The sequence below is a fragment of the Streptomyces candidus genome, from assembly GCF_014207445.1.
Taxonomy (GTDB): domain Bacteria; phylum Actinomycetota; class Actinomycetes; order Streptomycetales; family Streptomycetaceae; genus Streptomyces; species Streptomyces candidus.
The window spans coordinates 470452-485297 of record NZ_JACHEM010000005.1; the positions used below are offsets into that span (position 1 = coordinate 470452).

At 69.7% G+C, this 14846-nt stretch carries 8 protein-coding genes; 7 read left to right on the forward strand and 1 reads right to left on the reverse strand.

The window, feature by feature from the left end:
• Positions 1-495: 495 nt before the first annotated feature.
• From HNQ79_RS12960 to HNQ79_RS12985, 6 genes are all read left to right on the forward strand, one after another.
• On the forward strand, positions 496-3129 hold the full coding sequence (locus tag HNQ79_RS12960) for a glycoside hydrolase family 9 protein (protein WP_373312539.1): 2634 nt from the start codon (positions 496-498) through the stop codon (positions 3127-3129).
• Between the two features lie 561 nt (positions 3130-3690).
• On the forward strand, positions 3691-4749 hold the full coding sequence (locus tag HNQ79_RS12965; RefSeq protein WP_229923416.1) for a LacI family DNA-binding transcriptional regulator: 1059 nt from the start codon (positions 3691-3693) through the stop codon (positions 4747-4749).
• A 122-nt stretch (positions 4750-4871) separates the two neighbouring features.
• Entirely contained in the window at positions 4872-6203 is a 1332-nt protein-coding gene (locus HNQ79_RS12970) for an extracellular solute-binding protein (protein ID WP_185030147.1), read from the forward strand.
• Positions 6204-7217, forward strand: a complete 1014-nt coding sequence (locus HNQ79_RS12975) for a carbohydrate ABC transporter permease (RefSeq protein ID WP_185030149.1) — start codon at positions 6204-6206, stop codon at positions 7215-7217.
• The gene (locus HNQ79_RS12980; RefSeq protein ID WP_185030152.1) at positions 7214-8059 is read left to right on the forward strand and encodes a carbohydrate ABC transporter permease; all 846 of its coding nucleotides are present in this window, start codon (positions 7214-7216) and stop codon (positions 8057-8059) included. Before HNQ79_RS12975 ends, HNQ79_RS12980 begins: the two co-directional genes overlap by 4 nt.
• Before the next feature lie 58 nt (positions 8060-8117).
• Positions 8118-10340 (forward strand): glycoside hydrolase family 3 N-terminal domain-containing protein, encoded by a 2223-nt coding sequence (locus tag HNQ79_RS12985; protein ID WP_185030162.1) that lies wholly within the window; start codon positions 8118-8120, stop codon positions 10338-10340.
• A 314-nt stretch (positions 10341-10654) separates the two neighbouring features.
• Here HNQ79_RS12985 and HNQ79_RS12990 read toward each other — a convergent pair whose 3' ends face one another.
• Positions 10655-12097 (reverse strand): endo-1,4-beta-xylanase, encoded by a 1443-nt coding sequence (locus tag HNQ79_RS12990; RefSeq protein ID WP_185030164.1) that lies wholly within the window; start codon positions 12095-12097, stop codon positions 10655-10657.
• A 910-nt stretch (positions 12098-13007) separates the two neighbouring features.
• Here HNQ79_RS12990 and HNQ79_RS12995 point away from each other — a divergent pair.
• Positions 13008-14483, forward strand: a complete 1476-nt coding sequence (locus HNQ79_RS12995; RefSeq protein ID WP_185030374.1) for a non-reducing end alpha-L-arabinofuranosidase family hydrolase — start codon at positions 13008-13010, stop codon at positions 14481-14483.
• Positions 14484-14846: the final 363 nt, after the last annotated feature.

Sequence of the window (14846 nt, forward strand, 5' to 3'; positions counted from 1 at the left end):
CATGCGGTGGACCAGTCACCACCGGACAGGAGGCCGAGGTGTGTTTGAGCCGCCGACCGGGCTGCCTCCGACACCGTGGCCCCGGCCGCGGAAGAACGACGGGGCTCCGGCGGGCGGGCCGGCGACGCGTCCGGGGGCCGGCGGCGGCCGTCGCCGGGCTGGGTCGTCGCGGCGCATGCGAGGGCCCGTGAGGGCCGGGTCGGCGGCGGCGTGCTTGATGACGCGGCTCTCGGCAGCGAAACCTGCCCGACGTCTTGACGGAATCCCGTAGGGCCATCACATTGGGAGCGCTCCCACGCTTGTCGCCCGAGCGCCGCCGAGTCACAGGCCCCGCACGTCCTTTGCCATCGCTCAGTTCCCAGGTGGCCGGCGGCTCCTCGTCACCGCACACCTCCCGGTCACCCGTGTCTCTCCCCGACCCGTAAGGACTTCAGCGTGCCGCGACACCGCTTCCCCGACCCCGGCGGACCCCGCCCCTCCCCGAAACCGCGCCGCGTGGGCCGGTCCCGACGCGTGGGCGCCCTCCTGGGCAGCACGACCCTCGCCTGGCTGCTGGCCGTCGCTCTCGCGGCGCCCGGCGTCGCGGACGAGTCCGCCGGTGCGGGTTCCGCAGCCGTCGAAGGCCCCGAACTCATCGTCAACGGGGACTTCTCGGCGGGCACCGCCCCCTGGTGGTCCACCGCCAACAGCCCCGTCACCGTCGTGGACGGCCGGCTGTGCGCCGATGTCCCCGCGGGTACCGAGAACGCCTGGGACGCCATCATCGGTCAGAACGGCCTCGTCCTCGATGCCGGAGAGGGGTACACCTTCAGCTATACGGCGACGTCCACCGTGCCGATCACGATCCGCACCAACGTGCAGATGCCGACCGAGCCGTGGACCACCGAACTGGGCGTCACCCAGCGGGTCGGCGGGACCGCCGTGCGCGTCACCGAGAACTTCACGGCCGGAGCCGACCACGACGCCGCGCAGCTCGCCTTCCAGATCGGCGGCAGTGCGCAGGCACTCACCTTCTGTCTTGACGACGTCTCCCTGACCGGGGGGAGCACACCCCCGCCCTACCAGCCGGACACGGGTTCCCCCGTCCGCGTCAACCAGGTCGGCTACCTCACCGACGGTCCCAAGGGCGGCACCTTCGTCACCGAGGAGACCACCCCGCAACCCTGGACGCTCAACGCGGCCGACGGGACGCGCCGAGCCGGCGGCACCACCGTCCCGGTGGGCACGGACGCCGCCTCGCGCCAGAACACCCACGTCTTCGACTTCAGCGCCGTGACCGCCCCGGGAGAGGACTACACCGTCACCGTCGCGGGCGAGAAGAGCGAGCCGTTCGCCATCGGCGACGACCTCTATGCGTCCCTGCGCACCGACGCGCTCGCGTACTTCTACCACAACCGTAGCGGCATCGAGATCGACGCCGACATCGTCGGGGAGAAGTACGCCCGCCCCGCCGGGCACGTGAACGTGAGCCCCAACCAGGGCGACAACGACGTACCGTGCCAGCCCGGGGTCTGCGACTACCGTCTCGATGCCGCGGGCGGCTGGTACGACGCCGGCGACCACGGCAAGTACGTGGTCAACGGAGGTATATCCGTGGCCCAGTTGATGGCGGCCTTCGAGCGCACCCTGTACGAGGAGACCGCCGAAGCCGGCCCCCTCGGCGACGGCCGGCTCCGGCTGCCCGAACACGGCAACGACACTCCCGACATCCTGGACGAGGCCCGCTGGGAGATGGAGTTCCTGATGCGGATGCAGGTGCCCGCCGGCGAGCCGCTGGCCGGCATGGCCCACCACAAGCTGCACGACAAGGCGTGGACCGGACTGCCCACCCGGCCCGATCGTGACCCGCAGCCCAGGGAACTGCACCCGCCGACCACCGCGGCCACCCTCAACCTGGCGGCCACCGCCGCCCAGTGCGCCCGCCTCTTCCAGGTCTACGACGCGGACTTCGCCGACGAGTGTCGCAGGACCGCGCGAACCGCGTGGAAGGCCGCCAAGGCCCACCCGGAAGTCCTCGCGGACCCCGACGACGGCACGGGCGGCGGAACCTACGCCGACAACGACGTACGGGACGAGTTCTACTGGGCCGCAGCGGAACTCTTCCTCACCACCGGTGAGGACGGCTTCCGCCAGGCGGTCCTCGACTCCCCCCTGCACGGCGACACCGACGCGGTGTTCCCGCGCGGCGGCATGTCCTGGGGATCGGTCGCGGGCCTGGGCGCGCTCAACCTGGCGACCGTGCCGAACAAGCTCTCCGCCGGCCAGCTCGCCGCGGTACGCAACATGGTGACGGAGGCCGCCGACGGATACGCGGCCGACTCGGCCGACGCCGCCTACGGCCTTCCCTACGCACCGGACGGCGGCCACTACGTGTGGGGCTCGAACAGTCAGGTCGCCAACAACATGGTCGTCCTCGGTTCGGCGCACGACCTCACCGGAAGGACCGTCTACCGCGACGCGGTACTCCGCGGCCTCGACTACCTGCTGGGCCGCAACCCCCTGAACCAGTCCTACATCACCGGATACGGCGAGCGGGACGCACGCAACCAGCACCACCGGTTCTGGGCCAACCAGCTCGACCCCTCCCTGCCGAACCCGCCGCCCGGCTCCCTGGCCGGCGGTCCGAACGACGCCATCCAGGACCCGGTCGCGCAGGCCAAGCTGAAGGGCTGCGCGCCGTCGATGTGCTACATCGACGACATCGAGTCCTGGGCCACCAACGAGATCACCATCAACTGGAACGCCCCGCTCGCCTGGGTGGCCTCCTACGTCGACGACCTCGGAAGCGGCCGGACGGAGAAGGCGCGGTGCGAGGTCACCTACACCTCCCAGCGCTGGGGCGGCGGTTTCACCACCCAGGTCGTGGTGAAGAACACCGGCGACCAGGCCATCCGACCCTGGTCGTTGCGGTGGACCTTCGCCGACCGGCAGCGCGTGTCCGACCCCTGGGGGGCGACGGTTGAGCAGAACGGGCCGGGGATCTCCGCTGAGGCGCTGAGCTGGAACGCGACTCTGCCGGCCGGAGGGACTGCCCGCTTCGGCTTCAACGGACGATCCACCGGACTCGTGCACGACCCCCGGGTCTTCCGGCTGAACGACAAGTCCTGCGCGGTGACGCCACCGCGTTGAGCGCCCACTCCTGACACCCACCGGAACCGGGGCCGACCCCGTCCACCGCCGACGCGGCTCGGGGCCGGCCCCCACCGGACGCGGACCGCGACGAACGGTTCGCGACGCACGGAACGCACATCAAGACACGCTGAGAACTGGCCCTGGGCCGACCCCGTCGCCGCCCTGGTCATCGCCGGCATCGCAGTGAAGGAAGGCCGCGACGCCTGGCAGGGCAACGGCTGCTGCGCGACACCCGTCGCCGCGGCGGTCCCCTCCGGTGAGACCGAGCCAGTCGCGTGCGGCTGCCGCCCCGGCTGCGCTGCCGCGGCGGAAACGACACCTGCACACGCAGAGGGCCCCGGCCATGACGTGGCCGGGGCCCTCTGCCCGCGACGTGTACCCGGAACCGATGCGGTCCCAGAGCAGTCGCCACGATCAGTGGCAGACCCAACGGTGCGCTGTATGTTCGGGGAACCGGACAGGGGTGCGGGGCGGGCGACGGGCGACCGACGGCGTGTTTTACGGTTTCCGGTGGGTGCCCGGATGCTTTCCGGGCGTACAGCTACGGAGGTGGGGGCGGTGGCGGGGGAAAGCGCTCAGCGCAGGGGAGTCGTGCAGGGTCCGGACGGGCCGGCCAAGGTGACGATCACCGAGATCGCGCGGGAGGCCGGGGTGTCCGTGCCGACCGTCTCGCGGGTCGTCAACGGACGCTCCGACGTCTCGCCCGCCACCCGGGCCCGGGTCAAGGACCTGCTGGACCGGTACGGCTACCAGCGCCGGCCCGGCGCGCTCAGAGCTCCGGCTGCCCTGCTGGACCTGGTCTTCAACGACCTGGACAGCCCCTGGGCCGTGGAGATCATCCGTGGTGTGGAGGAGGTCGCTCACGAGTCCGACGTGGGAACCGTGGTCTCCGCGATCCACGGCCGGGCAGGGGCGGCGCGGCAGTGGATGACCAACCTGCGGTCCCGGGCATCGGACGGCGTGATCCTGGTGACCTCGGCTCTCGCACCGGGTCTCCATGACGAATTGCGGCTCCTGGGCGTGCCGTTGGTGGTGATCGATCCGGCCGGAGCACCCGCCACCGAAGCACCGACCGTGGGCGCCACCAACTGGGCGGGCGGGATGGCAGCGACCGAGCACCTGCTCGGCCTCGGGCACCTGCGGATCGGTTTCGTCGAGGGGCCCTCCCGTCTGCTGTGCTCGCGGGCCAGGCTCGACGGCTACCGGGCGGCCCTGGACGTCGCGGGCGTCCCGGTCGAGCGCGAGCTGATCGTGCCCGGAGACTTCTACCACGAATCCGGTTTCACCGGCTGCAACCGGCTGCTGGATCTCGCACAGCCGCCCACCGCGATCTTCGCGTCCAGCGACCAGATGGCGCTCGGCGCGATCGAGGCGCTGCGCCGTCGGGGCCTGCGTGTACCGGAGGACATGAGTGTCGTCGGCTTCGACGACCTGCCCGAGGTGCGCTGGTCGGCGCCGCCGCTCACGACGGTGCGCCAACCGTTGTCCGACATGGGGAAGTTGGCGGCGCGGGTGGTTCTCGACCTCGCCCGGTCGGTGGAGCCCGCGGCCCTGCGGATCGAGCTGGCGACGGAGCTGGTGGTCCGGGCCAGTACGGGTGCGCCGCGCGAGGTGTGACGGGGTGCCCTGAGGGGGTGTCAACGGCCTTTTCTGTCAGGGCCGTTGACACCCCCTTGGCGTTTCCGTAACTTCCGTTGCCATCTCCCGATAATTTTCGGTTGGCTTCCGGAAGGTGTGCCATGTCAGCGTTCGACCGCTCAGCCGTGCCCGTGTCCACCGTCACCCCGGCCCTCCCTCGCCGCCGATTCCTGGGGGCCGCGTCGGCGTTCGGTCTGGGGGCGGTCGGCCTGTCCGCCTGCTCGGACTCCGGTGCGAGCACTACCGACAGCGAGGGCCGCACCGTCGTGGAACTCTGGAACATCCAGACCACGGAGCCGTCGAAGACCGTCTGGCCGGAGCGGGTCAAGGCGTTCGAGGCCGAGAATCCAGAGGTCCGCGTCAAGCTCGTCACGCTGGAGAACGACGCGTACAAGGCGAAGATGACCGCCCTGACGAGTTCCGGAAAGCTTCCGGACATCTACCACACCTGGGGTGGCGGTGTACTCCGGCAGCAGATCGACGCCGGCCTCGTCGAGGACCTCACCGACACCGTGAAGCCGATGGCCGACACCTTCATCGGAGCGGCCGTGAAGCCCTACGAGTTCGACGGCGCGGCATACGCGATGCCCATCGACATCGGCGCTGTCGGGTTCTGGTACAACAAGGCGCTCTTCGCCGACGCGGGCATCGAGGCACCACCCACCACCTGGGCCGGTTGCCTCGACGCGGTCAAGAAGCTGAAGGCCGCCGGGATCACCCCCATTGCCCTCGCCGGCAAGGAGAAGTGGCCCGGCATGTACTACTGGGCCTACCTGGCGATGCGCATCGCCGGTGTCGACGGCATGCAGAAGGCCGCCGACGCCAAGGACTTAACCGGTGCCGACTTCGTCAAGGCCGGCGAACACCTCGCGGAGCTCGTCGCCCTCCAGCCCTTCCAGAAGGGCTTCCTCGGCGCCGCCTACTCCACGCCGGGAGGAGAGGCCGCACTCATGGGCAACGGCAAAGCCGCGCTGGAACTGATGGGACAATGGGCGCCCATTGTGCAGGCCGACTCCGGCAGGGGCATCGGCAAGGACCTCGGCTTCTTCCCCTTCCCCACCGTCGAGGGCGGCAAGGGCGCGGCGACCGACGTGTTCGGGGGCGGCGGCGGGTACGCCGTGCGCAAAGGCGCACCGAAGGCGGCTGCCGACTTCCTGAAGTTCTTCATGAGCCCCGAGTCCGACACGATCCTCGTGTCGAAGGGCGGGATGATGCCGGTCGTCAAGGAAGCCGTCTCGGCCCTGAGCGACCCCAACCTCAAGCTCGTCTCCGACACCCTCGACAAGGCCACCGGCTTCCAGCTCTACCTCGACCAGGCGTATCCGCCGGCCGTCGGGCAGGAGATCAACGACTCGGTCGCCGGACTCGTCGCCGGGGCCAAGTCGCCCCAACAGGTGACGCGTTCCATCACTCAGGTCGCCAAGAGCCAGTAGATGAAGACGACTCCGACCCGGATCAGCGACGAGTCCCCGGTCAGCGGCCCCGCCGGGGGACCCGTCGAAGGACCGCCCCGCACCTTCGAGAACCGCCGCCCCTTGGCACAGCGGGTGCGCGACTGGTGCACCGCGTTCGCCTTCACGGTGCCCGCGCTCGTCCTGTTCGGCCTCTTCGTGCTCATGCCGATCCTCTACGCCCTGTACGTCAGCTTTTTCAACTGGGGCGGATTCGGGGCCCCTTCGGACTTCACCGGCGCCGACAACTATGTCCGCCTTCTCGGCGACCCGGTCTTCCTCGGCGACCTGTGGCGGGGTCTGCTGCTCGTCCTGATGTCCGTCGGTGTCCAGCTGCCGTTCGCGCTCGCCATGGCCGTCCTGCTCAACCAGAAGCTGCGCGGCCGGGCCTTCTACCGGATGCTTTTCTTCGCCCCGTACGTCCTGTCCGAAGTCATCACCGGGGTGCTGTTCTCGATGATTTTCTCGCCGGACGACGGGCTCGCCGACAAGGTGCTCGGCGCGATCGGCCTCGACCACGTGGGCGGCCTCTGGTTCGCCGACCAGGACTGGGTCCTGCCCACCCTGTTCCTCGTCATGATGTGGAAGTACTTCGGCTTCCACATGATGCTCTATCTGGCCGGCCTGCAGAGCGTCCCCGACGAGCTCCACGAGGCGGCCCGCATCGACGGCGCGGGACCCTGGCAGCGCTTTCGCCACATCACGCTGCCGCTGCTCGGGCCGACGATCCGCATCAGCGTCTTCCTCTCCGTGATCGGCGCCATTCAGCTCTTCGACCTGGTGTGGGTGGTGACCCAGGGCGGCCCCGACCACCACTCCGAGACGATGGCCGTCACGCTCTTCCAGTTCGGCTTCAGGCGTTACCAGATCGGTTACGCCAGCGCGATCAGCATCGCCATGTTCCTCATCAGCCTCGTCTTCGCCCTGCTCTACCAGCGCTACGTGCTGCGCCGCGACACCGAAGGAGCCATCACCACCATGCGAGGCGCCCGATGAGCGGCCTGACCTTCACCGCACGCCGCCGGCTGCGCTCGGCGCCGCTGTACGTCATCGTGTGGGCGATCGGCGTCGTCATGGTCACCCCGCTGCTGTACGCGGTGGTGTCCGGATTCAAGACCACCGATCAGCTCTCGGACAACGCCTTCGGCCCGCCCTCCCCATGGGTCGTGTCCAACTACACGGACATCCTGGCCTCCGGCTCGTTCTGGCGCATGCTCGCCTCCTCGACCCTGATCGCCATCGGCACCACCCTCCTCACCGTCGGCGCCGCCGCGCTCGCCGCGTTCGCTCTTGCCCGATTCGCCTTCCGCGGACGTGAGTTGCTCTTCACTCTGTTCACGGCGGGGCTGATGTTCCCGTTCGCGGTAGCGATCCTTCCCCTGTTCATCCTGCTGCGCACCTTCGGACTGCTCGACAACCCGTGGGGGGTGATCCTGCCGCAGGCCGCGTTCGGCCTGCCCATGACCCTCGTCGTCCTGCGCGGCTTCTTCCGGGAGATTCCCGCAGAGGTGGAGGAGGCGGCCACCCTCGACGGCTGTTCCCCGTTCGGCTTCTTCTGGCGAATCCTGCTTCCCATGGCCCGGCCCGCGCTCGGCACCGTCTGCGTCCTCGCCGTCGTCGGCAGCTGGAACAACTTCCTGCTCCCGCTGCTCGTCTTCAGCGAACCCGGCTGGTGGACCATCCCCGTCGGAGTCCAGCAGTTCCAGGGCCAGTACGCCGCCGACATCGCCCGGGTCTTCGCCTACCTCGTCCTCGCCATGATCCCGGCACTCGGCTTCTACGCGGTCGCCGAACGGCAGCTGATCGGCGGCATCACGATGGGTGCGACCAAGGGCTGAGCCCCGGCAGCCGCCCCCACTCAGATATCCCCTTCACGCCGAGAACCTGAGGAGTTCCATGGTCAAGCCCTGGCAGGACACCACCCTGCCCGCCGCCGTCCGGGCGGCGGACCTGCTCGCCCGGATGACCACGGAGGAGAAGACCGCCCAGATCACCAGCGTATGGATCGGTGCGGACACCGAAGGCGCCGACGTCGCTCCCGGTCAGCACACGTACGCGGCCCGCAGCGCCGCGCTCGACGCGCTCCTGCCGTACGGAGTCGGCCACCTCACACGCCCCTTCGGCACGGTCCCGGTCGAACCCTCCGAAGGCGCTGCCCGCCTCGCCGAACTGCAACGCGCAATCCGTACGGGCAACCGGTTCTCCCTGCCCGCCATCGCCCACGAGGAATGCCTGACCGGGTTCACCGCCTGGCAGGCCACCGTCTTCCCGACACCGCTCGCCTGGGGTGCCACCTTCGACCCCGCACTGGTGACGGAGATGGCACGGGCCATCGGTACGTCGATGCGAGCGGTGGGCATCCACCAGGGGCTGGCCCCGGTCCTGGACGTCGTACGCGACGCACGCTGGGGCCGCACCGAGGAAGCCATCGGCGAGGACCCGTACCTGGTGGGCACCATCGGCACCGCATACGTGCGCGGACTCGAGGCCGCCGGGGTCGTCGCCACCCTCAAGCACTTCGCCGGGTACTCCGCCTCCCGCGCCGCCCGCAACCACGCGCCCGCCCCGCTCGGCCCGCGCGAACTCGCCGACGTGATCCTGCCGCCGTTCGAGATGGCGGTACGGGACGGAGGCGCCCGGTCCGTGATGCCCGCCTACAACGACATCGACGGTCTGCCCGCCCATGCCCACCCCGGACTGCTGAGCCGACTCCTGCGTGAGGAGTGGGGATTCACCGGCACCGTGGTCTCGGACTACTACGGCGTCTCACTGCTGGAGGAAGCGCACCGGATCGCCGACGGGGAGAGGGCCGCCGCACGGCTCGCCCTCGCGGCCGGCGTCGACGTCGAACTCCCCGCAGCCCGCTGCTTCGACCCCGCCGACCCGCTCCCCGCGGACCTGCTGGAGCGATCCGTGCTGCGGGTCCTCACCCAGAAGTGCGAACTGGGTCTGCTAGACCCGCAGCAGGAGCCCGCCGTCGGTGCCGGGCCCGTCGACCTCAATCCCCCGCACATGCGGGAACTGGCGCGGGCGGTCGCCGAGGAGTCCGTCGTCCTGCTCGCGAACGACTACGAGGGCGTGCCGTTGCGCGGCGATGCGCGCATCGCGCTCCTCGGCCCGCTCGCCCATGAGCAGGCCGCCATGCTCGGCTGCTACACCTTCCCCCGGCACGTCGGCGTTCACCACCCCGGCCTGCCGACCGGAATCGAGGTACCGACGCTTGCCGAGGCACTGCGCACCGAGCTGCCGGGCGCCGTGTTCGTCGACGATCCGGCCGGCGCCGATGTCTGCCTGGCCGTGGTCGGGGACCGGTCCGGCCTGTTCGGACGCGGCTCGTCGGGCGAGGGCTGCGACGCCGAGGACCTCGCACTGCCCTACGGCCAGGGCGACCTGTTGGACGCCGTGCTGGACTCCGGGACACCGACCGTCATCGTCGTACTCAGCGGGCGGCCCTACGCACTCGGCCGTTGGGCCGACCGGGCCGCGGCGGTCGTCCAGGCCTTCTTCCCCGGGCAGGAAGGCGGCGGTGCCGTCGCGGGCGTGCTGTCCGGACGCGTCGCTCCGTCCGGCCGCCTGCCCGTGGCCGTGCCCCGCAACCCCGGCGGCCAGCCCGCCCCGTACCTCGCCCCGCCACTCGGCCGGCACGGCTTCCCCAGCACCGTGGACCCGACACCGCTGTACCCGTTCGGGCACGGCCTGTCCACCACCACCTTCGTCTGGGAAGCCCCGCACTGCGAGGCCCCCGAACTTCCCACCGACGGGGAGACGACCGTGCGCCTGACCGTCCGCAACACCGGCGAACGGCCCGGCACCGAGGTCGTCCAGCTCTACCTGCACGACCCCGTCGGCACCGTCACCCGGCCCGAGGTCCGGCTCGTGGGCTACGCCCGCGTTCCGCTCGGCCCGGGCGCATCGGCCGAAGTCCGTGCCACCTTCCCGGCGGACCTCGCCGGGTACACCGGCGCCGACGGCCGTCGTGCCGTCGAGCCCGGCGCCCTCGAACTGCGCATCTCCGCGTCCAGTGAGCACGTGCACCACACCGTCCCGCTCACCCTGACAGGCCCGGTGCGGGAGGTCGGGCACACTCGCCGGATGCGGTGCGAGATGCGGGTCAAGTAGGGCCCGTCCCGCGGGGTCAGCCACCGGTCGCCGTGCCTGCGCCGAGGAGGAAGCCGCGACAGAGCGGGTTGCCGCCCTGGTTCCCTCTGTCGGCGGACCGCGCATCCCCGCCGCCGGCCGGTGTGCTGACCGGCGTCGACGGTGGAGGCGTCCCGCGCCTCCACCGCCTTCCCGCTGGTGCCGATTCCCGGGGGCACGCCAGGGCTTGCCGTCCACCGCTGCCGCCGTGGCGGGGCAGTGTTCACCGTTCCCTGGACCCGTCCCTTCGTTTGCAGCAGGCGTGGCAGATCGTTTGCAGCAGCCGTGCCAGAGCCTCAGGCGCGGGTCCAGCGCTGGTTGCTGCCGTTGGAGCAGGAGTAGAGCTGGATCGTGGTGCCGTTGGCGGTGCCGCCCGCGGTGGCGTCGAGGCAGAGGCCGGACCGGACGTCGACGACGGATCCGTCGGAGTTGAGGCGCCATTTCTGGTTGTCGCCACCCCAGCAGCTGTAGATCTGGACCTTGCTGCCGTTGCTGGTGCCCGCGGCGTCCAGGCACTTGTTGCCGTAGACCCGGAGCTCGCCGGCGGCGGTGTGGGTCCACTGCTGGTTGGTGCGGTTGTTGCAGTCCCACAGCTGGAGTTGCGTGCCGTCGGTGGTGCCGGCACCGGGCACGTCCAGGCAGCGGCCGGAGGCAACGCCCTCGATCTGTCCGGAGTTGCCGGGGGGCGTGGGGGAGGCGGCGTTGAGCGCGTCGAGGACGGCGCCGTAGGCCGGTTTCCTGCTGCCGTTTCCGTTGAACAGCAGCGGCGAGTGCTCCGGCCGCCAGGAGTCGGTGTCGCGCACGCCCCAGACGGTGATGCCGAGGCAGCGCGGGACGGCCAGGCAGTCGTTGGTCACCTGCGCGTAGGTCGCGGCCGAGGCACCCTGGATGTCGAGTTCGGTGATGGCCACGTCGACGCCGAGTGCCGCGAAGTTTTGCAGGGTGGTGCGGAAGTTGCTGTGGTACGGGCTGTCGTTGTTGAAGTGCGACTGGAAGCCGACACAGTCGATCGGCACTCCGCGCTGCGTGAAGTCCTTGACCATGGCGTACACGGCCTGGGTCTTGGCCCAGGTCCAGTTCTCGACGTTGTAGTCGTTGTAGCAGAGCTTGGCGGCCGGGTCGGCCGCTCGCGCGGCGCGGAAGGCGGCCTCGATCCAGTCGTTGCCGGTGCGCTGCAGGTTGGAATCGCGCCGGGCTCCCGAACTGCCGTCCTCGAAGGCCTCATTCACGACGTCCCACTGGCTGATCTTGCCCTTGTAGTGCGTCATCACGCCGTTGATGTGGCCGACCATCGCCTGCCGCAGGTTGCTGCCGCTGAGGCTCTGCATCCAGCCGGGCTGCTGCGAGTGCCAGGCGAGGGTGTGTCCGCGTACCTGCTTGCCGTTCTGCACCGCCCAGTTGTAGACGCGGTCACCTGCGGTGAAGTCGAACCGGCCCGGTTGGGGTTCGGTGGCATCGATCTTCATCTCGTTCTCGGCCGTCACCGAATTGAACTCGCGGCCCGCGATCGCCGTGTAGGCCGAGTCGTTGAGCCTGCCCGAGGCGATGGCGGTACCGAAGTAGCGGCCGCTCTGCGCCGCGGCGGCGCCCAGCGTGCTCTCGGTCGCACTCTCGGCGGCCTGGGCGGAGGGGGTGGTGGCCGGTGCAGCGAACGCACCCAGGACGCCGACGATCAGCGCGGTCACCAGACTGCCGGACCTGCGGCGCAGGGCGCGTGGGGGAAGGGCATGCGATGACATGACTGTGCCTCCAGAATTGCACGGCGGAAGGAATGGGAAGCGGCTGCCCGGTGCCGTACGAGGCCTTTGGAGCCCCGTACGCGCGACCAGCCGCGGATCAGGTACAGGCGTTCCCGTTGAGCGTGCGGGTCGAAGGGGCGGGGCATGAGCGGCTCATGTGTCCGTGCGGTGCAGCGGGTTGCGTTGCCGCGGGTGGGGGCCGACGTCCGGAAGCGACGGCCGACGGGGGTCGCCTCGGGCGCTGGGGTCCCGGTCCCGGGGACGGGTAGAAGGCGACACGGATTGACGATCGGGCTGTGCGGTTGTCTGCACGGAACGTCTGAACGCGGCCGTCGTCCTGGGACACGGGACAGCCCGGGACGGTGCACCGTGGGCGCTTGGGCCGACCGGAGGCAGGAAGCACCCTCATTCGACATGTCGAACAATGATCGGTGTGCCGGTGATGCCAGTCGGACAGTAATGACGTGCGGTCGGCCCGTCAACAGGTCCGGGCGCTAGGGAAGTTGACGTGGTGGTGGCCAAGTGGACGCTGCGTGCTGTGCCTCGCCCCTCGCACAGGCGCCCTCGGTTCGCTACTCGTTCCGAAAGTTTCCGAAGTGCTTCCGGATGTCCCGACCTGCTGTTCATCCCGGAGGGAGAGCCGGGGGAGAGGCGCTTCCCAAGGTTCAATCGGCGCGAGGTCTTGACCGGAAGGCTCGGCCTTCCTAGCTTGTGGCGTCACAAGCGTTCGAGATATTTCCGAAAAATTTTCGGTAGGTAACCGGAAATTCCAACCCCGTCCCCTCCCCTTCGGAAAGTCCGTTCCCGGCCCGTCGGGGTCGCCGCACCCCCACCCACTCGCACCCCGCCCGCTCGCCCCGCCCCGGGCACCTCTTCCCGCGCACCTCGTCCCCGACGGGAGCTCTCCATGATGTGGTTTCGTCATCCGCCCCTGGTCAACCTGAGACGCTTACTCGCCATCCTCGCGCCCGTGCTGCTCGCGGCCACCTTCCTCTCCGCCCAGCCCGCAGCCGCGGCGACCGTCGACACCAACGCCTGGTACGTACTGGTCAACCGCAACAGCGGGAAGGCCCTGGACGTCCACAATCTGGCCACCAACGACGGCGCGCGCCTCACCCAGTGGACCAGGAACGACCAGAACCAGCAGCAGTGGCAGTTCGTCGATTCGGGCGGCGGCAGCTACCGCATCACATCCCGCCACTCCGGCAAGGTGCTGGACGTGCAGGGCCGGTCCACCGCCAACGGCGGCCCCATCGTTCAGTGGGCCGACCTGAACGCCACCCACCAGCAGTGGCAGCTGGCGGACAGCCCGGGCGGCTACGTACGGCTGGTCTCGCGCCACAGCAACAAGGCCCTCGAAGTACAAGGCGCCTCCACCCTCGACAACGCGAACATCGTCCAGTACGACGACTGGGGCGGCACCAACCAGCAGTGGCAGCTCGTCAAGGTCGGCACCAGCAACGCCGGGACGTGCGTTCTTCCGTCGACATACCGCTGGACGTCAACGGGCGCGCTGGCGCAGCCCAAGCCCGGGTGGGCCTCGCTCAAGGACTTCACCGTGGTCCCGTACAACGGCAAGCATCTCGTCTATGCGACGACGCACGGCGCGGGCCCGGGAACGGGCTGGGAATCGATGAACTTCGGCCTCTTCTCCCACTGGCCGGAGATGGGTTCAGTCAGCCAGAACGCGATGGCGCACTCCGTTGTCGCGCCCACACTCTTCTACTTCGCGCCGAAGAACATCTGGGTGCTCGCCTATCAGTGGGGAGGTGGAGGCGCCTTCTCCTACCGGACGTCGAGCGACCCGTCCAATCCCGACGGCTGGTCATCACAGCAGGTGCTTTTCACCGGAAGCATCACCGGCTCCGGGACCGGCCCCATCGATCAGACGCTCATCGCGGACGGCACGAACATGTACCTGTTCTTCGCCGGTGACAACGGCAAGATCTACCGGGCCAGCATGCCGATCGGGAACTTTCCGGGCAGTTTCGGCTCGGCCTACACAACGATGATGAGCGATACGACGAACAACCTGTTCGAAGCGCCGCAGGTCTACAAGCTCCAGGGCCAGGACCGCTACCTCATGATCGTCGAGGCGATCGGTACGCAGGGCCGCTACTTCCGCTCGTTCACGGCCACCAGTCTGAACGGCTCATGGACACCCCAGGCCGCGACCGAGGGCAACCCCTTCGCCGGCAGAGCCAACAGTGGAGCCACCTGGACCGACGACATCAGCCATGGCGAACTGATCCGCGTCAGCGCGGATCAGACGTTCACCGTCGATCCGTGCAACCTGCAATTCCTGTACCAGGGACGCGATCCCAGGATCGGCGGCGACTACGGCCAATGGCCCTACCGTCCGGGTCTGCTGACACTGCGCCGCTGACGGCGTGACGCGGGCCCGGTGGGGAGTCGGCGTGGCAGGCTCGGCGAAAGGCCGGGACGGCCCCGATCGTGCGACGACGTCAGAAGTCACACCGCGACGGAGCGCAGGGCCGAGGGGCGTCCACCAGCCCGGGGGCATCCTTGTTACGAGCACAAGGAACGCAACGCCCTGTGTTCCCCGGCGTGTACGGCGGCCTTGTCACGGTAGGCCGCGGGCCCGCGATGCACATGAGCCCACCGTCCGAGAACACGGCGACGACGTACGACCGCAGGATGAGTCCCCCTACCTCCCGCGGTCGCAGAGCGGCCGTTGCCCCGGCGTGTTCGTTTACGACTGAGGTAGCACACGATGGCGACCTGGGAC